Source organism: Bradyrhizobium sp. (assembly GCF_016219575.1).
GTDB lineage: Bacteria > Pseudomonadota > Alphaproteobacteria > Rhizobiales > Xanthobacteraceae > Bradyrhizobium.
The window spans coordinates 75,462-94,576 of record NZ_JACRMG010000010.1; the positions used below are offsets into that span (position 1 = coordinate 75,462).

General features: G+C 64.3%; 21 protein-coding genes. 13 read left to right on the forward strand and 8 right to left on the reverse strand.

The genetic code is table 11. The features are described 5' to 3' along the window. The first annotated feature begins 1 nt into the window (after window position 1). From HZB49_RS11605 to HZB49_RS11620, 4 genes are all read left to right on the forward strand, one after another. Window positions 2–775 carry a ferredoxin--NADP reductase gene (locus HZB49_RS11605; protein WP_291611349.1) on the forward strand — a complete coding sequence of 258 codons (774 nt, stop codon included), beginning with the start codon at window positions 2–4 and terminating at the stop codon, window positions 773–775. A 204-nt stretch (window positions 776–979) separates the two neighbouring features. Next, on the forward strand, window positions 980–1,876 hold the full coding sequence (locus tag HZB49_RS11610) for a patatin-like phospholipase family protein (RefSeq protein WP_365857531.1): 897 nt from the start codon (window positions 980–982) through the stop codon (window positions 1,874–1,876). 219 nt (window positions 1,877–2,095) lie between these two features. Next, window positions 2,096–3,721 (forward strand): FMN-binding glutamate synthase family protein, encoded by a 1,626-nt coding sequence (locus tag HZB49_RS11615; protein ID WP_291611353.1) that lies wholly within the window; start codon window positions 2,096–2,098, stop codon window positions 3,719–3,721. 128 nt (window positions 3,722–3,849) lie between these two features. Next, entirely contained in the window at window positions 3,850–4,611 is a 762-nt protein-coding gene (locus tag HZB49_RS11620) for a sulfite exporter TauE/SafE family protein (RefSeq protein ID WP_291611355.1), read from the forward strand. Here the strand turns inward: HZB49_RS11620 and HZB49_RS11625 are convergent, their stop codons facing one another. Both HZB49_RS11625 and HZB49_RS11630 read right to left on the reverse strand, forming a co-directional pair. Then, on the reverse strand, window positions 4,612–5,301 hold the full coding sequence (locus HZB49_RS11625) for a glutathione S-transferase family protein (protein ID WP_291611357.1): 690 nt from the start codon (window positions 5,299–5,301) through the stop codon (window positions 4,612–4,614). Window positions 5,302–5,330: 29 nt separating this feature from the next. Then, the gene (locus HZB49_RS11630) at window positions 5,331–5,579 is read right to left on the reverse strand and encodes a hypothetical protein (protein WP_291611359.1); all 249 of its coding nucleotides are present in this window, start codon (window positions 5,577–5,579) and stop codon (window positions 5,331–5,333) included. A gap of 117 nt (window positions 5,580–5,696) precedes the next feature. On the opposite strand from HZB49_RS11630, the gene HZB49_RS11635 reads away from it, so the two are divergent. The 3 genes from HZB49_RS11635 to chrA all read left to right on the forward strand — a co-directional run bounded on the left by HZB49_RS11635 (window position 5,697) and on the right by chrA (window position 8,943). After that, a complete protein-coding gene (locus tag HZB49_RS11635; protein ID WP_291611361.1) occupies window positions 5,697–6,623 on the forward strand; it encodes a transcriptional regulator GcvA in 927 nt (308 codons plus the stop codon). A gap of 110 nt (window positions 6,624–6,733) precedes the next feature. After that, window positions 6,734–7,552 carry a chromate resistance protein ChrB domain-containing protein gene (locus HZB49_RS11640; protein WP_291611363.1) on the forward strand — a complete coding sequence of 273 codons (819 nt, stop codon included), beginning with the start codon at window positions 6,734–6,736 and terminating at the stop codon, window positions 7,550–7,552. Continuing rightward, window positions 7,549–8,943, forward strand: coding sequence for a chromate efflux transporter (gene chrA / locus HZB49_RS11645; protein WP_291611365.1), 1,395 nt, complete (start codon window positions 7,549–7,551; stop codon window positions 8,941–8,943). Before HZB49_RS11640 ends, chrA begins: the two co-directional genes overlap by 4 nt. 48 nt (window positions 8,944–8,991) lie before the next feature. On the opposite strand, the gene HZB49_RS11650 is transcribed toward chrA, so the two are convergent. The 5 genes from HZB49_RS11650 to HZB49_RS11670 all read right to left on the reverse strand — a co-directional run bounded on the left by HZB49_RS11650 (window position 8,992) and on the right by HZB49_RS11670 (window position 13,794). Beyond that, window positions 8,992–9,648, reverse strand: a complete 657-nt coding sequence (locus tag HZB49_RS11650; protein ID WP_291611367.1) for a DUF6064 family protein — start codon at window positions 9,646–9,648, stop codon at window positions 8,992–8,994. A 104-nt stretch (window positions 9,649–9,752) separates the two neighbouring features. Then, the gene (locus tag HZB49_RS11655) at window positions 9,753–10,103 is read right to left on the reverse strand and encodes a DUF3147 family protein (RefSeq protein ID WP_291611369.1); all 351 of its coding nucleotides are present in this window, start codon (window positions 10,101–10,103) and stop codon (window positions 9,753–9,755) included. An 89-nt stretch (window positions 10,104–10,192) separates the two neighbouring features. After that, window positions 10,193–12,187 (reverse strand): carbohydrate porin, encoded by a 1,995-nt coding sequence (locus HZB49_RS11660; RefSeq protein WP_291611372.1) that lies wholly within the window; start codon window positions 12,185–12,187, stop codon window positions 10,193–10,195. 393 nt (window positions 12,188–12,580) lie between these two features. Further along, window positions 12,581–12,844, reverse strand: coding sequence for a hypothetical protein (locus HZB49_RS11665; RefSeq protein WP_291611374.1), 264 nt, complete (start codon window positions 12,842–12,844; stop codon window positions 12,581–12,583). A 128-nt stretch (window positions 12,845–12,972) separates the two neighbouring features. Beyond that, window positions 12,973–13,794: a creatininase family protein gene (locus tag HZB49_RS11670; protein ID WP_291611375.1), complete on the reverse strand. Its 822-nt coding sequence runs from the start codon at window positions 13,792–13,794 to the stop codon at window positions 12,973–12,975. A gap of 125 nt (window positions 13,795–13,919) precedes the next feature. Here HZB49_RS11670 and HZB49_RS11675 point away from each other — a divergent pair, with 125 nt between their 5' ends. The 5 genes from HZB49_RS11675 to HZB49_RS11695 are packed head-to-tail and all read left to right on the forward strand — an operon-like array spanning window position 13,920 to window position 18,255. After that, window positions 13,920–14,939, forward strand: a complete 1,020-nt coding sequence (locus HZB49_RS11675; RefSeq protein WP_291611377.1) for an ABC transporter substrate-binding protein — start codon at window positions 13,920–13,922, stop codon at window positions 14,937–14,939. Between the two features lie 7 nt (window positions 14,940–14,946). After that, window positions 14,947–15,759 carry an ABC transporter ATP-binding protein gene (locus HZB49_RS11680; RefSeq protein ID WP_291611379.1) on the forward strand — a complete coding sequence of 271 codons (813 nt, stop codon included), beginning with the start codon at window positions 14,947–14,949 and terminating at the stop codon, window positions 15,757–15,759. Beyond that, on the forward strand, window positions 15,756–16,577 hold the full coding sequence (locus HZB49_RS11685) for an ABC transporter permease (RefSeq protein WP_291611381.1): 822 nt from the start codon (window positions 15,756–15,758) through the stop codon (window positions 16,575–16,577). The genes HZB49_RS11680 and HZB49_RS11685 overlap by 4 nt, the downstream gene beginning before the upstream one ends. After that, window positions 16,574–17,563 (forward strand): 2-hydroxyacid dehydrogenase, encoded by a 990-nt coding sequence (locus HZB49_RS11690; protein ID WP_291611484.1) that lies wholly within the window; start codon window positions 16,574–16,576, stop codon window positions 17,561–17,563. The genes HZB49_RS11685 and HZB49_RS11690 overlap by 4 nt, the downstream gene beginning before the upstream one ends. Then, window positions 17,563–18,255 carry an AprI/Inh family metalloprotease inhibitor gene (locus tag HZB49_RS11695; RefSeq protein ID WP_291611383.1) on the forward strand — a complete coding sequence of 231 codons (693 nt, stop codon included), beginning with the start codon at window positions 17,563–17,565 and terminating at the stop codon, window positions 18,253–18,255. The genes HZB49_RS11690 and HZB49_RS11695 overlap by 1 nt, the downstream gene beginning before the upstream one ends. Window positions 18,256–18,547: 292 nt before the next feature. Here HZB49_RS11695 and HZB49_RS11700 read toward each other — a convergent pair whose 3' ends face one another. Then, entirely contained in the window at window positions 18,548–18,712 is a 165-nt protein-coding gene (locus HZB49_RS11700; RefSeq protein WP_291611385.1) for a hypothetical protein, read from the reverse strand. 90 nt (window positions 18,713–18,802) lie between these two features. Between HZB49_RS11700 and HZB49_RS11705 the strand changes: the two genes are divergently transcribed. Next, entirely contained in the window at window positions 18,803–19,090 is a 288-nt protein-coding gene (locus HZB49_RS11705; RefSeq protein ID WP_291611386.1) for a hypothetical protein, read from the forward strand. Window positions 19,091–19,115: the final 25 nt, after the last annotated feature.

Below are 19,115 nucleotides of genomic sequence, written 5' to 3' on the forward strand. Positions count from 1 at the left end.
CATGAGCGCGTTCTATCGAGAGAAGGTTCTTGCCGTTCGCCACTGGACCGATACGCTTTTCAGCTTCCGAGCCACCCGCGATTCCGGCTTCCGTTTCCAGAATGGGCAGTTCGCCATGATCGGCCTCGAGGTCGACGGCCGCCCCCTGCTGCGTGCCTACAGCATGGCGAGCGCCAATCACGAGGAAGAGCTCGAGTTCTTCTCGATCAAGGTGGCCGACGGCCCGCTCACCTCCAAGCTGCAGAAGATCAGGGAAGGCGACACCATCCTGGTCGGGCGCAAGGCCACCGGCACGCTGGTGACCGACAATCTCTTGCCCGGCAACCGCCTGCTGCTGCTGTCGACCGGCACGGGGCTGGCACCGTTCGCGAGCCTGATCAAGGATCCCGACGTCTATGAGCGTTTCGAGAGCATCGTTCTCGTGCACGGTTGCCGCCAGGTTTCCGAGCTTGCCTATGGCGAGGAACTGGTGGCGCGGTTGCGCGACGACGATCTGTTCGGACCGCTGCTGTCGGAGAAGCTGCTCTATTATCCGACCGTGACGCGCGAGCCGTTCCGCAACCGCGGCCGCATCACCGACCTCATCACCTCGGACCAGCTATTCGACGACCTGCACCAGGGCCCGCTCGACATCGAGACGGATCGCATCATGATGTGCGGCAGCCCGGCGATGCTGGAAGACCTGAAGCAGCTGTTGGAGACCCGCGGCTTTGCCGAGGGCGCCAATCACAGGCCCGGCCATTTCGTGATCGAAAAGGCGTTTGTGGAACGCTGATCGCCGTCGTCCCGGCCAAGCGAAGCGCGAGCCGGGACCCATACTCCCGGGATTGAGTTGTTGAGGAAGCTGGAGCAACAGCCCGGCGCAGCAACATATGCCAGTGGTTATGGGTCCCGGCGTTCGCCGGGACGACATCGAATGGTTGGCGGCTAGCCCGCCTTCCTGAAGCACTGCTATAACTTCCCTGAACCCCGCGCACGCATGACGCGGGCTGGGGAGGAAGCCGTGTCCGCATCCGACACTGCCACCGCGCGCAGGACCGCCTTCGTCTTCGCGGGCGGCGGCAGTTTTGGCGCGATCCAGGTCGGCATGCTGCAGTCGCTGGCCGCGCACGGCATCGGCGCCGACATGGTGGTCGGCTCCAGCGTCGGCGCGCTGAACGGCGCGTTCTATGCCAGCGATCCGACCGTCAAGGGCGTGGAACGGCTGGCCGACATCTGGCGCGGCCTGAAGCGGCAGGACGTGTTTCCGATGACGTGGCGCACGATGCTGGGATTCCTGTGGCGGCGCGATTTCCTGATCACCCATGACGGCGTCCGCAGGCTGATCGACGACCACATTCCCTTCCGTCGCCTGGAGGAGGCGCCGCTGCCGGTGCATGTCGTCACCACCGACATCATCACCGGCGACAGCGTGGTGTTCTCGGAAGGCCCGACGTCGGAAGCGATCGTCGCCTCGACCGCCATCCCCGGCGCGTTCTCGCCGATCCGTTACAAGAACTACTATCTCGCCGACGGCGCCATCTCCAGCAACACGCCGATCCGCGTCGCCGTCGCCAAGGGCGCGCGCCGCCTGATCGTGCTGCCGACCGGGCATGCCTGCGCCAACGACGCCCCGCCGGTAGGTGCGGTCGCCAACGCGCTGCATGCGCTGACACTGCTGATCGCGCGGCAACTCGTCAACGAGCTCGAAAATCTCGGTCCTGAAATCGAGTACTACGTCGTGCCGCCGTTGTGCCCGCTGGTCGGCTCACCCTATGATTTCTCGCGCACCGCAGATCACATCGACCGTGCCATCCGCGGCACCGACGCATGGCTGGCACAGAACGGCCTCGAGAAGCGGGAAATCCCGCATGAGCTGCGTCCCCACGACCACTAGGTTACTGTCCGCCGGCCTCGTTGCACTGCAAAAGGGCGCCGGCCGGGATCGTATGCAGGCGGATTGATTATCCGTGGCAGGAAACGATAGCTTGCAAGCGTACGTATATATCGCTGTCATATCCATGGTCCCTGCCGCCGGATATCGTGTCCGGCAGTCCGGGGCCGCCGTGGTCAACCAGCGGCAAACAATATTCCGGCGGAATCGCCCGAGGGTCATATGGAAACGCTGCTGCTCCCGTTCTCGCCACGCTTCATCGTCCTGACGATCTGCGCCGTGGTGACGGCGCTCCTCGTCGCGGAAGTCATCTTCGATCCCGAGTGGTTCGACTTCCTGCTGATCCCGATCCTGATGTTCGGCGGGCTCACCGTGCTCGGCATTCGCGACGTCATGCAGAAGGGCCATGCGGTGCTGCGCAACTATCCGATCTCGGCGCATATCCGCTTCCTGCTCGAGGAAATCCGCCCCGAGATGCGGCAGTATTTCTTCGAGAGCGAGAAGGACGGCATGCCGTTCTCGCGCGACACCCGCGCCGTGGTCTACCAGCGCGCCAAGATGCAGCTCGACAAGCGCCCGTTCGGCACCCAGGAGGACGTCTACCGCGACGGTTACGAATGGATGCACCATTCGGTCGCGCCGAAGGCGTCGGTCGGCGACAAATTCCGCGTCACCGTCGGCGGACCTGACTGTACCAGGCCTTATGCGGCTTCGGTGTTCAACATCTCCGCCATGAGTTTCGGCGCGCTCAGCCCCAACGCCGTGCGTGCCCTCAATGCCGGCGCGAAGAAGGGCGGCTTTGCGCATGACACCGGCGAGGGCGGCGTCAGCCCCTATCACCGCGAGAGCGGCGGCGACATCATCTGGGAAGTCGGTTCCGGCTATTTCGGCTGCCGCAACCGCGACGGCAGTTTCAATCCGGACCTGTTCGCCAAGGTTGCGGGCGAAGACCAGATCAAGATGGTCGAGCTCAAGATCAGCCAGGGTGCCAAGCCCGGCCATGGCGGCGTGCTGCCGGCAGCGAAGGTGTCGGAAGAGATATCGAAGATCCGCGGCGTCGACATGGGCGAGGATTGCATCTCGCCGGCCAGGCACCGCGCCTTTTCCACGCCGCTGGAGATGATGAAGTTCATCGGCGAGATGCGCCGGCTTTCCGGCGGCAAGCCGGCCGGCTTCAAGATGTGCATCGGCCACCCCTGGGAGTTTCTGGCGATCTGCAAGGCGATGGTGGAAAGCGGCATCTATCCCGATTTCATCGTCGTCGACGGCAATGAGGGCGGCACGGGTGCCGCGCCGCTGGAATTCATGGATCATCTGGGCATGCCGATGCGCGAGGGCGTCAATTTCGTGCACAACGCACTGGTCGGCATCAACGCGCGCGGCCGCATCAGGGTCGGCGCCTCCGGCAAGATCGCGACCGCCTTCGACATGGCGCGCGCGATGGCGATCGGCGCCGACTGGTGCAATTCGGCGCGCGGCTTCATGTTCGCGCTGGGCTGCATCCAGTCGCTGAGCTGTCACACCGATCGCTGTCCCACCGGCGTCGCCACGCAGGATCCCCTGCGCAACCGCGCCCTCGTCGTGCCGCACAAGACCGAGCGCGTCTACAATTATCACCACGCGACGCTGCATGCGCTCGGCGAGCTGCTGGCGGCGGCCGGCCTCGAACATCCCAGCGAGTTGCGTCCGATCCATTTCTCGCAGCGCACGTCGACGACGGAAGTCTGCTCATTCGCCAAGCTCTATCCGGCGCTGCGCCCGGGCGAGCTGCTCGACGGCACCGACGATCCGCGCTTCCGCGACGCCTGGGCGCTGGCAAGGCCGGACACGTTCCAGGCGGCTGGGTGATACGCGTCGTCACGGTTGCGGACCTCCAGTCCTTGATCTAGACTTTTCTTGCCGGGGACTCCGCAGCCTCCCCGTCAAGTGGGTGACCCCATGCAAGCGCTGCTCGCTACCTTTTGGAGCGAGCGCCCATGGATGGAAACCTTCTACTCATCTTTGCATTTGCGACATTTCTCGGCGGCTTCGTCAGCGGCTTTTCCGGCTTCGCGATGGGTATCGTCGTATCCGGCTTCTGGCTGCATCTGATCACTCCGATCCAGACCGCGGCCCTGATCGCGGGCTACGGTCTGCTCACGCAAGGCTACGGCATTGCAAAGCTGCGGCACGAGCTGAGCTGGCAGGACATCTGGCCGCTGACGCTCGGCACCGCAATCGGCATCCCGATTGGCGTGATGCTGTTGACCCACATCGATCCGACCCATGTGCGGTTCGGCGTCGGCGTGTTACTCGTGCTCTACGCGGTCTACAGCCTGACGCGTCCTCCGCTCGGGCCATTTCGGATCGGCGCCCCGGCCGACGTCGCCATCGGCATTGGCAACGGACTGGTCGGAGGCATCACCGGCCTCGGCGGCATCATCTCGACCATCTCCGTCCAATTGCGCGGATGGTCGAAGGACAAGCAGCGCGCCGTCTTCCAGCCCGTGCTGTTTGCGGCCTTCGTGATCATCTCGATCTCGCAACTCGTCGCCGGATCCTACACGCTCGAAACAGTCAAGCTGTACGGCATCGGCCTGCCGTTCATGGTCGCCGGAATCTGGATCGGCTTCCGGCTCTATGGAACCATCAACGATGAGACCTTTCGCAAGGCCGTGCTGGTGCTGGTTCTCCTTGCCGGGGTGTCCCTGGTCGCTTCGGCTTCGGGACTCGTTCCCCTCGGCAGGGGTCCGTCGTGATCAGTATTTCGGCCGGTGCGAGGTTGCCCATTCGCGGGCATGCTGGATCGGGACGCGTGGCACGGCGGCACGAACCTTCTGCGTTGCCGGAAGATTGTCCATGCGCTCCCGCCAGCGGCAGAAAGCCGGGAATTTCGGATACATCGACTGCCCCTCGGCGGTCAGGCTGAACGCAAAAGTGCTCGGCAGCAGATAGAAATCAGCGATCGAGAGTTCGTCGCCGAGCAGGAAGTCCTTGCCATGCGACAACTGGCGCTCGGCCACCGCAAGGCCCGTTTCGACCTTGGGCAACGCATGCGCCACGACCTTCTCGTCGGAGGCGATGCCGAGCTCGGGAAAGACCAGGCGCTCATGCGTGACGTGGTAGATCATGTACGGGTAGTAGTAGGAATTGACCGCGCTGATCCACTGGTTCATGCGCGCCTTCGCCTTGATGTCTCTCGGCGTCAGCGACTCGCCGCCAAAGGCCTCGTCGACATAGGCGGCGATCGCGCTGGTCTCATAGACCGTGAGATCGCCATGCCTGAGGATGGGCACGCGGTTGAACGGGTGCAGCGCCAGATGCTCGGGCTTGCCCATGACAGGCTCGAGGTCGTGGAACTGATAGGCCACGCCCTTGTGCGTCAGGATCAACCTGATGATGTTGACGAAGGTGCTGCGCGGAAAGCCGTAAACGATCGGATCGGACATCCGTTCTTCTCCCATTGTTGATCTTGTTCTCACCGCCAGAACGGCTTGGCGGCCTCGCGTAGCGCCTCTTCGCGCGACAGCCCGAGATCGCCGAGCAGGCGCGGATCATCGGCGATCTCGCGCAGCGCAATGCGCTGCAGCGGCCGGTCGAGCCAGCTCCACCAACCGGGCCGGCGAATGGCGGCTGGGGGTCCTGAGCTGGATTGATGAACAGGCGCGGCCGGGCCGGCGGCCTGCACCGGCGGGACCGAAAAGATGTCGGTCAACAGGATGGACATGACAGGCTCCAAATTGCTTGAAATGCGTCGCTGGAGCTGTTCAATAGGGTCGCGGGACATTTTCCCGCAAAGCATCGTTTCTCGTGCCTGCCCCAATTTTTCTCATGAAGTCATGCGATGCGCCCACGCCTGCCGCCGCTCAACGCCCTGAAGGCCTTCGAAGCCGCCGCGCGGCATGAGAGCTTTACGCGCGCTGCGGAAGAGCTCTGCGTCACGCAGGGCGCGGTGAGCCACCAGGTCAAGGCGCTGGAAGCGGAACTTGCGATCAAGCTGTTCAACCGCGAGCGTCAGCGCCTGATCATCACCGAGGCCGGACGCGACTATCTCGCCGTGGTGCGCGATGCGCTCGATCGCATCGCCATCGGCACCGAGCGGTTGCTGCAGCGGCAGAACGCCGGCGTGCTCACCGTCTCTACCTCGCCGGATTTCGCCGCCAAATGGCTGGTGCATCGGCTCGGCCATTTCGCCGAGGCGGATACGGGAATCGACCTGCGTGTCTCCGCCACGCTGCATCACGTCGATTTCGCGCGCGAGGAGGTGGACCTCGCGGTGCGCCATGGCGACGGCAACTGGCCGGGGCTCGACACGGTGCGGCTGAGCCCGGAACGGCTGTTTGCGGTGTGCAGCCCGAAGCTGCTGTCCGGCCGGCGCAGGCTGACCAAGCCGGCCGACATTCTGAAGTATCCGCTGATCCACATGGACAGCCGTGCCGACTGGAACAACTGGCTGCGCGAGGCGGAGCTCGATACGGCCGACGTCACGCACGGCCCGGTGCTCAATCGCGCCAGCATGGTCATCGATGCAGCGATCAACGGTCAGGGCATTGCATTGGCGCGCACCACGCTTGCTGCGTGGGACCTCATCAACGGCCATCTCGTGCGGCCGTTTCCGTTGTCGCTGCCGCTGTCCAGGACCTACTGGATCATCTGTCCGAAGGCGACGGCAAGCCTGCCGAAGATCGTGACTTTTCGCGACTGGCTGCTTTCGGAAGCATCGAGCGACCTTCGACGGCTCAAGAAGCTTCCGGCAGGAAAGCTGACGTGATCAGGATTGACAACGCCGCCGCACGAGCCATATTTGCGGCCCATGGGGATTGCGATCTCCCCACGAGGCGACATGCCCAAGAATCGCGTCCATTTCACCAAGGACGCAACATGTCTTCTTACACCTCCATCTCACCCGACAAGCTCACCCGTCTGATCGGCACCGCCAGGGCGCCGACCCTGATCGATGTCCGCATCGATGAGGATTTCGCTGCCGACCCGCGCCTGATCCCCGGCGCGATGCGGCGCTCGCATCGCGATCTGCAGGACTGGGCGCCGCGGCTCACCGGCCAATCGGTGGTCGTCATCTGCCAGAAGGGGCTGAAGCTCAGCGAAGGCACGGCCGCCTGGCTGCGCCAGTCCGGCGTCGCCGCCGAGACGCTCGAAGGCGGCCATCTCGGCTGGACCGAGTCGCAGAGGCCCGCCGTTCCCGCCGACAAGATCCCCAAACGCGACGGCCGCGGCCGCACCGTGTGGGTGACGCGCGAACGGCCGAAGATCGACCGCATCGCCTGTCCCTGGCTGATCCGCCGCTTCATCGATCCTGCGGCTGTCATTCTCTTCGTGAAGTCGTCGGAGGTCGAGGCCGTTGCCGACCGCTTCGAGGCGACGCCCTTCGACATCGAGAACGTGTTCTGGAGCCATCGCGGTGAACTCTGCACCTTCGACATGATGGTCAAGGAGTTCGGCCTGTCGACACCGCCGATGGAACGGCTGGCGACGATGGTCCGTGCTGCCGACACGGCGCGGCTCGATCTCTCGCCGGAAGCGCCCGGACTGCTCGCCGCCTCCCTCGGTCTGTCGCGCATGTTCGACGACGACCTCGAGCAACTGGACGCCGGCATGCTGCTCTATGACGCGTTCTACCGCTGGTGCCGCGATGCGACGGGCGAGACCCACAACTGGCCGGCCGGCAAGGTGAAGTCATGACCGATCTCGCCGCAACGACGAAAGCCAAGCCGGAAGCCTATGCCCACGGCGTCTCGTTCCGCGAAGCGCTGGTGGTATGGCTGCGGGTGGCGACCCTCAGCTTCGGCGGCCCGGCGGGGCAGATTGCGGTGATGCATCGCATCATCGTCGAGGAGAAGAAGTGGATCTCCGAGGGCCGCTTCCTGCACGCGCTGAACTACTGCATGCTGCTGCCGGGCCCCGAAGCGCAGCAGCTCGCGACCTATATCGGCTGGCTGCTGCATCGCACCGCCGGAGGACTCGTGGCAGGCGGGCTCTTCATCCTGCCCGGCATCATCGCCATCATGGCGTTGAGTTATATCTACGCCGCCTATGGCAATGTGGGCTTCGTGGAAGCGCTGTTCTTCGGGCTGAAGGCCGCGGTGCTCGCCATCGTCATCGAGGCGGTGGTGCGGGTCGGCAAACGGGCGCTGCGCAACCGGATCATGATCGCGCTTGCGGCAATCGCCTTTGTCGCGATCTTCTTCTTCGCTGTCCCGTTTCCGGTGATCATCGTCGCGGCCGGCATTGTTGGCTACATTGGCGCAAGGCTCGGCCGGCCGGAGTTCGCCGCCGTCGAGCATGGCGGCGGCAAGAATGCGGCCGCTATTGACAGCATGCTCGGCGACTCCATGCCCGACCACGTGAGGCCCAACGCCGCGCGCACGCTGCGGGTGAGCGCGGTGTGGCTGGCGCTGTGGCTCGTCCCCGTTGCCGCGATCCTGATCGGCCTCGGGCCGAACAACGTCTTCAGCCAGATCGCGATCTTCTTTTCCAAGATGGCGATGGTGACCTTCGGCGGGGCCTATGCCGTGCTCGCCTATGTCGCGCAGCAGGCGGCGGACTATTATCACTGGGTCTCGCCGCGCGAGATGCTGGACGGCCTCGGCATGGCGGAGACGACGCCGGGGCCGCTGATCATGGTGGTCCAGTTCGTCGGCTTCATGGCCGCGTTCCGCGATGCCGGCGGGCTTTCGCCGATGCTGGCGGCCACGCTCGGCGGCCTGCTCGCCACCTGGGTGACGTTCGCGCCGTGCTTCCTCTGGATCTTCGCCGGCGCGCCCTACATCGAGACCATGCGCGGCAACAAGGCGCTGGCGGGCGCCTTGTCGGCGATCACGGCGGCGGTCGTCGGCGTGATCCTCAATTTGTCGATCTGGTTCGCCCTGCACACGTTGTTCCGGCAGACCTTCGAGGTGAAGCGTTTTGGCCTCTCCTTCGATGCGCCGGTCCTGACGAGCGTGGATGTCGCTGCTCTCGTTCTGTCGCTCGCGGCCGCAATCGCCATCTTCCGTTTCAAGGTGGGGATGCTGGTGGTTCTCGCGGCATCCTGCGTCGCGGGCGTCCTGCTGCGACTGGCCGGATTGATTTGACGCAGGGGTGGCTGGATGGCCACTCCCGGCCTTCGGAGTCGCGAGCCGTCAGGCTCGCGGCCCTGCTTCGGCTACAGGGTCGGATCCGCGGACGAGCAGGAGCAGCGCTGTAACCGCGCCGCTCGCCAGGAGCAGCCAGTCTTGCGGGATCTGCAGCAGGATCGCGGCGCTGCCGCCAATCAGTGACCAGAGCAGGGGGATCGCCAGCAGATAGCCGGAAGGCGGTCTCACCGTCAGCAGAAGCATCCCGAGGGTGAAGATCGTGACAGGACAGGGAGTGACGCCGAACATCGGCAGTTCCGGATAAAGATGCCCGGTGGCGATGCCGATCAACGGATAGAGGATTGCGGCGTAGATGGCGAAGAACACGCCCACCCATGCCGCCGCGTCGCCGCGAAAGCCGAAATTGAGTCGACCGCGATAGGCGCCCGTATAGGTGAGCGCCGCTGCTTCGATCAGGAACAGGGTGCCGAACCCGTAGGCCGCCTTGTTGATCGCTGCAAAGAACGTCAGGTGATAGCCGATCCCGGTGAACGCCCACATGACTGATAGGATGGCCGCGATGGCTCGGTCCGTTCGCGCGCTTCCGCGAAACGCCAGCGTGAAGGCGATTGCGCCCAGAACATAGACTGCAATCTGTACCGGCCAGATCGCCGCGTTGTAATTCGCGAACACGGCAACGAATTGCTCGACCGTAAACGGCATGATCGCGGCTCCGCTGCTGCCGGAAAAGCTATATCACCTGCGGTATGCCGGATTTGACGGGGGTCAACCCGGTTGCATCGTTCGCTGCAGTTGCTCGGGGCAGCTCAGAGCTGGATTCCGAAACGCGACAGCAGCCAGGCTGTTGCGAGGTAGAGCAGGAATGTCACGAGGCAGCCGACCGCCAGGCTTGGCCAGAACGCGATTCCGCCGCGCAGCAATGCGGGCACCAGCAGGAACATCGGGAGTGACGGCAGGATGTACCAGAACGTCGCTTCCATCTGCGAAGCGATCCGCAATCCGTCGCCGGTATCCCGCCATAGCCAGATCACTGCCAATAGAGACACCAGCGGCAGCGATGCTACCAGCGCGCCGAAGGCCGGACTGCGCTTTGCGATCTCGGAGATCGCTGCAATGATGACGCCCGACAGGATTGCCTTCGCAGCCAGGTAAAGCATGGACGGCTCCCAATTTGCTGGCCGGCATTCCGCCTCGTTCAGGCGAGGTGCCGCGCGAAATTGGTACCGGCAGACGGCCGACTAGCCAATCAGAATTCCCCGTGCAGGCGGCCCGAGAAGACGTGAACCGGGCCGCGGTCGGCGTTGTAGGCGGGGTTGGTGATGAACTGGTAGTCCGCGGTCAGCGTGATCGCCTTGGTCAGCGCATAAGCGTAGTAGGTTTCCAGGATGCGCTCGCGCCGGTAGTTGAGCGCGCCATCGCCGACCAGGACGCCGAGGCCGCCGGCGGCGAGGAAATCGCGGTGGTCGCGCGACAGTGCATTGATGGCGCCGCCGATGCCGATCACGTCGTCGGGCCGGCCCCATCTGGTGCCCTTGATCGAGAGGCCCGTCGACAGCGAGGCGTCGATGTCGGTGAAGGCCATGATCTCGGTCTTGCCGTCGTTCCAGCTCCAGCGGGCGAACAGGCCGAGATCGTCGGCAAGTGCCTGCTCGAGGTTGAAGACATAGCCGTATTTGGTGCGGCCCGTGCGGGTCTGGGCAATGTCGAGGTCGAGCAGCGGATTGTTCAGCGTCTCGCGGTAGCTGCCGGAGAAGGCGCTGTTGAGCCAGGCGATGGCGCGCAGCTTGCCCGGCAGCGAGAACAGCGACCAGCGCGTCTCCAGTTCGAGCGCGTAGGTGCCGCGCCGGAACACCTGGGTGTCGAAGTTGTTGGCATTCGAGACGGCCGGCATCAGGAAATAGCCCGCGCGCAGCGCCCACTGCTTCTGGTTCAGTTCGGCGGTCGCGCCATAGGTCAGGCCGACCTTGTCGGCGGAATAGTCGAACGCGCCCGGCGCCCACATCGACCAGTTCAAGAAGTCCTTGCGGGTGTCCTTGGCGTAGGCATTGCCGTCGAACACGTCCATGACAGCGAATTTGCCGACCTGCAGCGTCAGCCGGTTGATATCGACCTTGCCGGAAAGCTGCAGCGCGCCGCTCGGCAGTTCTTCCTGCTCGCCGCCGAAGCCGAAGGTCTGGCGGAAGAACAGCCGCGAGGTGTTGTAGTGCGGGTAGGGGAAATTCGACTTCTGCGCCTCGCCGTTCGGGAAGCCCGCGACGCCGACGGTGTCGTTGAGTCCGAAACCCTGCAGCAGTTCGGGATTGTAATAGACCTCGCCACCCTCCCACAGCCGCATGTTGAGATAGAGGCCGTTGCTCCAGGTTGCCTTGGCCTGCGGCGCCGGGGTCAGGCTGTTGGGGCCGGTGTAGGCCGCGCGGAACGCCGGATAGCCCTGTGGCAGGTAGGTGGTCTGGCCGTGGATTTCCCAGCGCGGGGATTCGGGATCGGTGATGTCGGTCTTCGCGCTCAATTTCGGCGAGCCAGGAAGATCGATCTTGCGGTTGAGGCCGAGCCGCAGCAGCTGCAGGTCGCTGGTGGATGTGTATCGCTCGCCCGACGGAAACGCGACGTTGGCTCGTTCGAACTGGTTGTAAAGATATTCCAGCCGGACCGTCCAATGAGGTGCGAAGGCATACTCGACGCCGGCGCCGGCAGCCCAGCCAAGGCGGACGCCGAGCTGCTTCGCCACGAAGCCTTCGGCGGGCAGGGTGGTGAAGCGCTCGCCCATGTAGGCAAAGCCGCCCGTGGCGTAGAGCAGCCAGTGGCTCGAGGCGTAGCCGATGCGGCCGCGCACGGTGCCGATATAATCCCAGTCCTCGATGAAGTCGGTGCGCGGTGTCGAGATCAGCGACATCTGCGAATTCGAGTGGAGGTAGTTCGGAAACGTCAGGTCGGCCTCGACGCCGAACAGCAAGCCGGAGGGAGCCCGCCAGTTGTAGCCGGCCTGCAGGCCACCGATCACACCGCCGAAATTGCCGGACACGGCGGCTGGCGCCGGATCCCACAGCACCGCGCTGGTGGAGCCGCGGCTGTAGCCGGTATGCCCGCCGATGTAGAAGCCGTTCCAGTCGAACGCCTGCTGCAGATGGGGCGCCTTCACCGGCAGCTTGAGGTCGGCCGCCTGCGCCGGCGCGGCGAAGCTCAGCGCACCGATCGTTGCGCCAGCAATCAGATTGGTCCGGCTTGTCTTGAAGCGACTCATGTAGCGAACGTCCCGCGGTCTCATACCATCACTGCAGATTTGCCGGCGCGCCGCCACTGCCTGCTGCGCGGCCGGATTCGCGAAGCCCGCTGGCTGTTGCCAAATCGCCGCCGGCCAAAGCCGGATCGCGGAAAGGCGTCGATCATCCCCAAGCCCCAAACGTAGAGAGGATTATTGCAAGTCATTCTCAATAGCAACAGCCGCAGAGCCCCTGCGCATCGATGGCAGCCAGGCGTGACGGTCGTGCAACAGGAGGCGGGGAAGCGGGTCGCCTGGAGCGTTCAGGGCCCCGAAAATGGATGACCCGCCCGGGGGGACGGCCGGGCGGGTCGGGTTCGACACGGGGTGGATGAGGCGCCCGTGCCGGACGCAGCTCCACTATTTGTCGATCTCTTAGAACGTGCAGACGCGAACCGAGCCGATGTACTGGCCGAACACGTTGTAACGGGGCTGCCAGCCGCAGCGGCGATAGCTGGTGTAGTAGACCGGGCCGCCGGCGCTGGCGGCAACCGCAGTGCCGACGATGGCGGCGGTGGCGAGGCCGACCTGCCAGGGCTGCAGCGGATAGGCTTCGGCCTTGGTGGTGGTGGTCGCGAGCGAGCCCGCGACGGCAAGGGTAGCGAGGGCGAGAGCGGCAATCTTGGTCTTGATCGACATGGGTAACTCCATCCTGTCTGGGAGCGGCGCCGGTATGGTCCGCATGCCCTTTGGACGGAGCCACTTCGGAGGCGGTTCGATTCGCCGCCGGGAACCCGGGATGGATAGAAAAAAGATAGTTAATACAGTTAGTTGGATGATTTTTTGGGCCCGGCGACCAGCCTGCTCACGTCGAAGTTATCGACATCCCGCAGCAGCTCACAGAAAGCGCGTGCGCCATGATCGAGCAGCCGTTCGCCCTTGTCGGCCGACGCCTGGCGGGCATCGCCGACCGCCCCGCACGGGTTGAGATCCTGCGCCTGCCAGGCGAACGGCGCCGGCCGCTGCGTGGACAGCCAGCGAAACTCCTTCTCCATCGCCACGCCGGATGAAGGAAAGTCGGCGATCGCATCCATCTTCACGGCTAGCGGATAGCGCGCCAGCATGATCGAGGTCTCGACTGCGCCGCCGTGAATGCCGTGGCGCAATTCCTCCGCGGGAAAAAGTCCCTCCGGCGCGCCGAAGCGCGACCAGCTCGTGGTGACTGCGAGCATCCCGTGTTGGGCGCGCAAATCCTGCGCCACCAGCATCATCGCGGCGCTGTTGCCGCCATGGCTCGTCACCATCACCAGCTTTTTCAGGCCTGACCGTGCGACGGCTTCGCCGAGCGCCATCCATTGCTTCAGCGCTTCCGCGGTCGAGAGCGTCTGCGTGCCCGGAAAGTCGGTATGCTCGGTGGAGATTCCGATCCGCTGCACCGGCAGGAAGCTGACGGGCAGGTCCGGCGGCAGCAATTCCCTGGCCCGCGCCAGATAGGCCTCGCCGATCATGACGTCGGTCTCGAGCGGCAGATGCGGACCGTGCTGTTCGGTCGCAGCCAGAGGCAGGACCGCAATCCATCGCGCCGCATCGGTGGCGGAGACCTCCGGCCAGGCAATCGCGTTCCAGTCGCGGGGCGGGATTTTACTCATTACGGGAAGCGTTTCTTTAAGCGGATTTGCGAGGTAGTTTGTCGCGGCCTTCCTTGCCACTTCCTTGGGTGCATTCGCGCCCGCGGCCTTCCATCATGGGCCAGAATGATCGACGGAGTCCAACCATGAACCCGGCCTTTTTGCCGCGAGCGTTAACCGCCGCATTTGTGAGCCTGCTGACGGTCATCGCGCCCGCGCGCGGCCAGACGCTCGACAAGGTCTCCTTCGGAACCAACTGGGTGGCGGAAGCCGAGCATGGCGGCTTCTACCAGGCGGTCGCCGACGGCACCTACAGGAAATACGGCCTCGACGTTACTATCGTGCCCGGCGGTCCCAACGAGAACAACCGCATGCTGCTGATCTCGGGCAAGATCGAGTTCTTCATGGCGGCCAACACGCTGCAATCCTTCGACGCTGTGGCCAACAACGTGCCCGTGATCGCGGTGGCGGCGATCTTCCAGAAGGATCCGCAGGTGTTCGTGACGCACCCGGAATTCAAGGTGACCAAGCTCGAGGACCTCAAGCCGCTGACGCTGTTCGTCTCCAAGGAAGGCGTGGCTTCCTATTTCCAGTGGCTGAAGCACGAATACGGCTTCAACGAGCGGATGGTCAGGCCCTACACATTCAATTCGCAGCCCTTCCTCGCCAACAAGCAGAGCGCCATGCAGGGCTATGTCACGTCGGAGCCGTTCGCGATCGAGAAGGTAACGGGAAAGAAGCCGGGCGTGACGCTGCTCGCCGATTACGGCTTCAATGCCTATTCGACCCTGATCGAGACCCGGCTCGACCTCATCGACAAGAAGCCCGACCTCGTGCAGCGCTTCGTCGATGCCTCCATCATCGGCTGGTACAACTATCTCTACGGCGACAACGCCGCCGCCAACGCCATGATCAAGAAGCTCAACCCGGAAATGACCGATGCGCTGCTCGCCTATTCCATCGCCAAGATGAAGGAATACGGCATCGTCGATTCCGGTGACACGCTGAAGGACGGCATCGGCGCCATGACGGATGCGCATGTGGCGAGCTTCTTCGACAAGATGGTGCGCGCCGGCGTCGTCAAGCGCGACATCGATTTCCGCAAGGCCTATACGCTGCGCTTCGTCAACAAGGCGGTCGGCCTCGAATTGCGGCCGAAGAAATGACGTCGCGATGACCGAAGACGCCTCGCTATCCGATTCCGCGGCCGGCATGACCGGCCTTGCGGTGCGTCTCAACGGCGTCACCAAGACCTATGACAGCGGCGTCGCCGCGCTCGGCCCGCTCGACCTCGACGTCAGGCGCGGCGAATTCCTCTCGCTGCTCGGGCCGTCCGGCTGCGGCAAGTCCACGGCGCTCCGGCTGATCGCGGGGCTTGCGGCGCCGACCTCGGGCAGCGTCGACGTTGCGCGGCAGCCCAACGAGACCGGCGGCACCCATGCGATCGGCTTCGTGTTTCAGGAGCCGACCTTGATGCCGTGGGCGAATGTCGCCGCCAATGTGCGGCTGCCGCTGGAGCTTGCGAACATGCCGGCGGCCGAGGCCGATCGCCGCGTCACGGCGGCGCTGGCGCAGGTGGGGCTCGTCGAATTCGTGCACAGCTATCCGCGCGAACTTTCCGGCGGCATGAAGATGCGCGTCTCGCTGGCGCGCGCGCTGGTCACCGATCCCGAGATACTGCTGATGGATGAGCCGTTCGCCGCACTCGACGAGATCACGCGCTTCCGCCTAAACAACGATCTGCTGGCGCTGTGGCGCGACTTGCGCAAGACCGTCATCTTCGTCACCCATTCGGTGTTCGAGTCGGTCTATCTCTCGCAGCGCGTGATCGTGATGAGCGCACGGCCGGGACGCATCGCTGCGGAATTCCGCATCGATGCAGCGGAGCCGCGCGGCGAGGATTTCCGCACCTCCGCCGATTATGCCGGCTTCTGCCGCCAGGTCTCCGCGGCACTGGCGCCGGCCTATGAAGGGCAGCGCGCATGAACACCTCGCCTGCAGCGCCGCCGCGATCCAGAAGTGGGCAGTCTCCCCCATTGCGCATCCTGCTGCCCATCCTCGTGCTCGCGATGGGGCTCGTGGCGTGGGAACTCGTGGTGCGGCTCAACGACATCCCGCCCTATGTGCTGCCGGGGCCTGGGCTGATCCTGCGGACGCTGGTTGCGGACTGGGGCGTGCTGTCGGAATCGCTGCTGGTCACGCTCGTCACCACGCTCGAAGGCTTCGTTTGTGCGGCAGTCGGCGGCATTGCGCTGGCGCTGCTGTTCAACCAGTCGCGCCTGCTGGAATATTCGCTGTTTCCCTATGCGGTGGTGCTGCAGGTGGCCCCGGTGATCGCGATCGCGCCGCTGCTCCTGATCTATCTGCCGCAGCAGACGGCCGTCGTGGTCTGCGCCTTCATCGTCGCGTTCTTCCCGGTGCTGTCGAACACAGCGCTCGGCCTGAATTCGGTCGACCGCAACCTCGCCGGACTGTTCCAGCTCTATCATGCCTCGCCCATGCAGACGCTGCGTTACCTGAAACTGCCGGCGGCGTTGCCTCATATCCTGGGCGGCCTGCGCATCGCCGGCGGCTTGTCGCTGATCGGCGCGGTGGTTGCGGAAATCGCCGCAGGCTCGGCCGGCGCAGGCTCGGGCCTCGCCTATCGCATCGCGGAATCGGGTTACCGCCTGAACATACCTCGCATGTTCGCCGCGCTGTTGCTGTTGTCGGCCGCCGGAATTGTCATCTATGGGCTGCTTGCGCTAGTTTCGCACCTCGTTTTGCGGCGCTGGCACGAGAGTGCGCTTGGAAAGGAAAGCTGATGGCGGCCAATATTACTTCCGAGAAGATCGACCTGCTGATCTACGGGCCGATCAGGCCGATCCTGGAAAACGGCTTCTCCGACCAGTATGTGGTGCATCGCGCCGAAACCGGCGATCAGCTCAATCAGCTGCCAGCCGACGTCAAGCAGAAGCTCCGCGGCATCGCGGTGACCTATCACACGATGCATGCCGGCAAGGAAGAGCTGTCGCAATTCCCCAAGCTCGAGATGGTCGCCAGCTTTGGCGTCGGCTACGATCACGTCGATTGTGCCTATGCGCGCGAGCACAACATCGTCGTCTCCAACACGCCGGACGTGCTCACCGAGGAAGTCGCCGACGTCGCGATGGGCCTTCTGATCGCGACGCTGCGCGAATTCGTCAAGGCCGACAAATATCTGCGCTCCGGCCTGTGGCAGACCCAGAACTATCCGCTCAGCGTCGGCTCGCTGCGCGACCGCAAGGTCGGTTTCGTCGGCATGGGCCGCATCGGCCAGGCGATCGCGCGGCGGCTGGAGGCCTCGCGCGTGCCGGTGGTCTATCATTCGCGCAAGCCTGCCGCCGGCGTGTCCTACCAGCATTTTCCCGACCTGATCGAGATGGCGAAGGCCGTCGACACCTTGATGGTCATCGTGCCCGGCGGCGCCTCGACCGCGAAGATCGTCAATGCCGACGTGCTGAAGGCGCTCGGTCCGCGCGGCGTGCTGATCAATGTGGCCCGCGGTTCGGTCGTCGACGAGCCCGCGCTCGTCGCAGCCCTCAAGTCCGGCACCATCCTCGCCGCCGGCCTCGACGTATTTGCCAACGAACCCTCCGTGCCGGAGGAGCTGAAGACCATGCAAAACGTCGTCTTGCTGCCACATATCGGCTCGGCTTCCGTGGTAACGCGTAACGCCATGGATCAGCTCGTGGTCGACAATCTCAAGAACTGGTTTGCCGGCAAGGCGCCGTTGACGCCGGTGACGGAAACCCCGGTGAAGGGCCGCTGATGCCGCTGTATCGTCCCGGCGTCGTGCTTCTTGCTTGGCTTGCGCTGGCAGTTTCGGCGCAGGCGCAGCAGCAGGACGCGCTGAAGAAGGAGATGATCGGGCAGTGGGAGCTCTCCACGACGGAGCGCAGCAAGACCTGCGTCGTGACCATGAAGAACGAGGCCGCGCAAGGTGGCCTCAAGCTCGAACTTGAGCCAGGCTGCGCGGCCGCGCTTCCCTTCACCAAGGACATCGCCGCCTGGAGCATCAAGGGCCTCGACATCGTGCGGATGCAGGATACCGCCGGAGCGGCCGTGATCGACTTCACTGAAGTCGAGAGCGGCATCTTCGAGGGCCTGCGCCAGGGCGAGGGCGTCTACATCCTGCAAAATCTCGCAGCCGCGCGCTCGCTCGCCAAGTCGATGGACCAGATGATCGGCGACTGGCAGATGGTGCGCGGCAATGGCCGCCCGATCTGCGGGTTGACGCTGACCAACACGGAAACGACCGGCGACAATTTCCAGGTCTTCCTCAAGCCGAAATGCGATCCGGCGGTCGCGACCTTCGGACCGGTGCAATGGCGGCTCGACCGCGGTCAGATCATCCTGATGTCGAAGACCGGCGACACCTGGCAGTTCGAGGCCGACGACAACGCGCAATGGCGTCGCGTACCCGACACCGCCGACGGCCTCATCATGCTGCGAGTGCAGTAGGTCTCTTTCTTGCCATTTGCCGAGCTGTTTGGCTCCCTCGCCCCGCGCTTGCGGGGAGAGGGTGGGGTGAGGGGCTGCATCCGCAAAGGTGGCGGCAGACGAGTTCGCCGAGGCTCCCCCTCACCCGGATCGCATCTACGATGCGATCCGACCTCTCCCCGCAGGCGGGGCGAGGTAAGAAGAGGCCGCACAACGTTTCAAGCGCCTACGCAAACCCCTTCATCTTTTTCCAGGCGCGCCAGCCCTCGGCTGTCTGGCTGAAGAAGCAGAGATCGAACATCTGGTTTCGAAATCACGTCATTGCGCAGGAAGCCGGGCAGCAGCCCGGACGATTTTCGAAGATGCCGATCAGGGCTCGGGTGCGCTGGTCGAAACTCCTGATGTAGTTGACCAGGTCGTCCCGGGTCATCGCTTTGCGCGGCGCGTTCAGCATTTCGCTGGCCTCCGCATCCTCCATCCATGCTTCCCGCCAAAGCGTGCGCCGCGCGGATAGCGCTGGCGCTGGACGGACAGTCCGAAGCGCTCCTGCGCGGACTCATATCCGCGGATGGCAATCATCCGCGAAGCAGGATTCCGCAACATCGACTGGAGCAACGAAATGATTTCCATCAAGCGAAGCGATGACACCAAATCGATCTCGGCCTCTCTCGGAAAGGCGGCGGTGCTGGCGAGTGCCATTGTGGTGGTTGCCGCGCTTGCGGTGACCTCCGCCTATGCATCGGCAAACTCGTGCGGCAGGGCGCTCGGCAAGTGCGAGTCGACATGCGCCAAGCGGTCGATCGGGCAAGACGTTTGCTACAAGAGGTGCGAGCGCACCTTCATGAATTGTAACTGAGACGCCGGAGGCTCGAATACGTCAC

What these genes read in the sequence shown, in the direction of transcription:
- HZB49_RS11605 (WP_291611349.1), top strand. Translation starts at nt 2, where the DNA reads ATGAGCGCGTTCTATCGAGAGAAGGTTCTTGCCGTTCGCCACTGGACC.
- HZB49_RS11610 (WP_365857531.1), top strand. Translation starts at nt 980, where the DNA reads ATGACGCGGGCTGGGGAGGAAGCCGTGTCCGCATCCGACACTGCCACC.
- HZB49_RS11615 (WP_291611353.1), top strand. Translation starts at nt 2,096, where the DNA reads ATGGAAACGCTGCTGCTCCCGTTCTCGCCACGCTTCATCGTCCTGACG.
- HZB49_RS11620 (WP_291611355.1), top strand. Translation starts at nt 3,850, where the DNA reads ATGGATGGAAACCTTCTACTCATCTTTGCATTTGCGACATTTCTCGGC.
- HZB49_RS11625 (WP_291611357.1), bottom strand. Translation starts at nt 5,301, where the DNA reads ATGTCCGATCCGATCGTTTACGGCTTTCCGCGCAGCACCTTCGTCAAC.
- HZB49_RS11630 (WP_291611359.1), bottom strand. Translation starts at nt 5,579, where the DNA reads ATGTCCATCCTGTTGACCGACATCTTTTCGGTCCCGCCGGTGCAGGCC.
- HZB49_RS11635 (WP_291611361.1), top strand. Translation starts at nt 5,697, where the DNA reads ATGCGCCCACGCCTGCCGCCGCTCAACGCCCTGAAGGCCTTCGAAGCC.
- HZB49_RS11640 (WP_291611363.1), top strand. Translation starts at nt 6,734, where the DNA reads ATGTCTTCTTACACCTCCATCTCACCCGACAAGCTCACCCGTCTGATC.
- chrA (WP_291611365.1), top strand. Translation starts at nt 7,549, where the DNA reads ATGACCGATCTCGCCGCAACGACGAAAGCCAAGCCGGAAGCCTATGCC.
- HZB49_RS11650 (WP_291611367.1), bottom strand. Translation starts at nt 9,648, where the DNA reads ATGCCGTTTACGGTCGAGCAATTCGTTGCCGTGTTCGCGAATTACAAC.
- HZB49_RS11655 (WP_291611369.1), bottom strand. Translation starts at nt 10,103, where the DNA reads ATGCTTTACCTGGCTGCGAAGGCAATCCTGTCGGGCGTCATCATTGCA.
- HZB49_RS11660 (WP_291611372.1), bottom strand. Translation starts at nt 12,187, where the DNA reads ATGAGTCGCTTCAAGACAAGCCGGACCAATCTGATTGCTGGCGCAACG.
- HZB49_RS11665 (WP_291611374.1), bottom strand. Translation starts at nt 12,844, where the DNA reads ATGTCGATCAAGACCAAGATTGCCGCTCTCGCCCTCGCTACCCTTGCC.
- HZB49_RS11670 (WP_291611375.1), bottom strand. Translation starts at nt 13,794, where the DNA reads ATGAGTAAAATCCCGCCCCGCGACTGGAACGCGATTGCCTGGCCGGAG.
- HZB49_RS11675 (WP_291611377.1), top strand. Translation starts at nt 13,920, where the DNA reads ATGAACCCGGCCTTTTTGCCGCGAGCGTTAACCGCCGCATTTGTGAGC.
- HZB49_RS11680 (WP_291611379.1), top strand. Translation starts at nt 14,947, where the DNA reads ATGACCGAAGACGCCTCGCTATCCGATTCCGCGGCCGGCATGACCGGC.
- HZB49_RS11685 (WP_291611381.1), top strand. Translation starts at nt 15,756, where the DNA reads ATGAACACCTCGCCTGCAGCGCCGCCGCGATCCAGAAGTGGGCAGTCT.
- HZB49_RS11695 (WP_291611383.1), top strand. Translation starts at nt 17,563, where the DNA reads ATGCCGCTGTATCGTCCCGGCGTCGTGCTTCTTGCTTGGCTTGCGCTG.
- HZB49_RS11700 (WP_291611385.1), bottom strand. Translation starts at nt 18,712, where the DNA reads ATGGAGGATGCGGAGGCCAGCGAAATGCTGAACGCGCCGCGCAAAGCG.
- HZB49_RS11705 (WP_291611386.1), top strand. Translation starts at nt 18,803, where the DNA reads ATGGCAATCATCCGCGAAGCAGGATTCCGCAACATCGACTGGAGCAAC.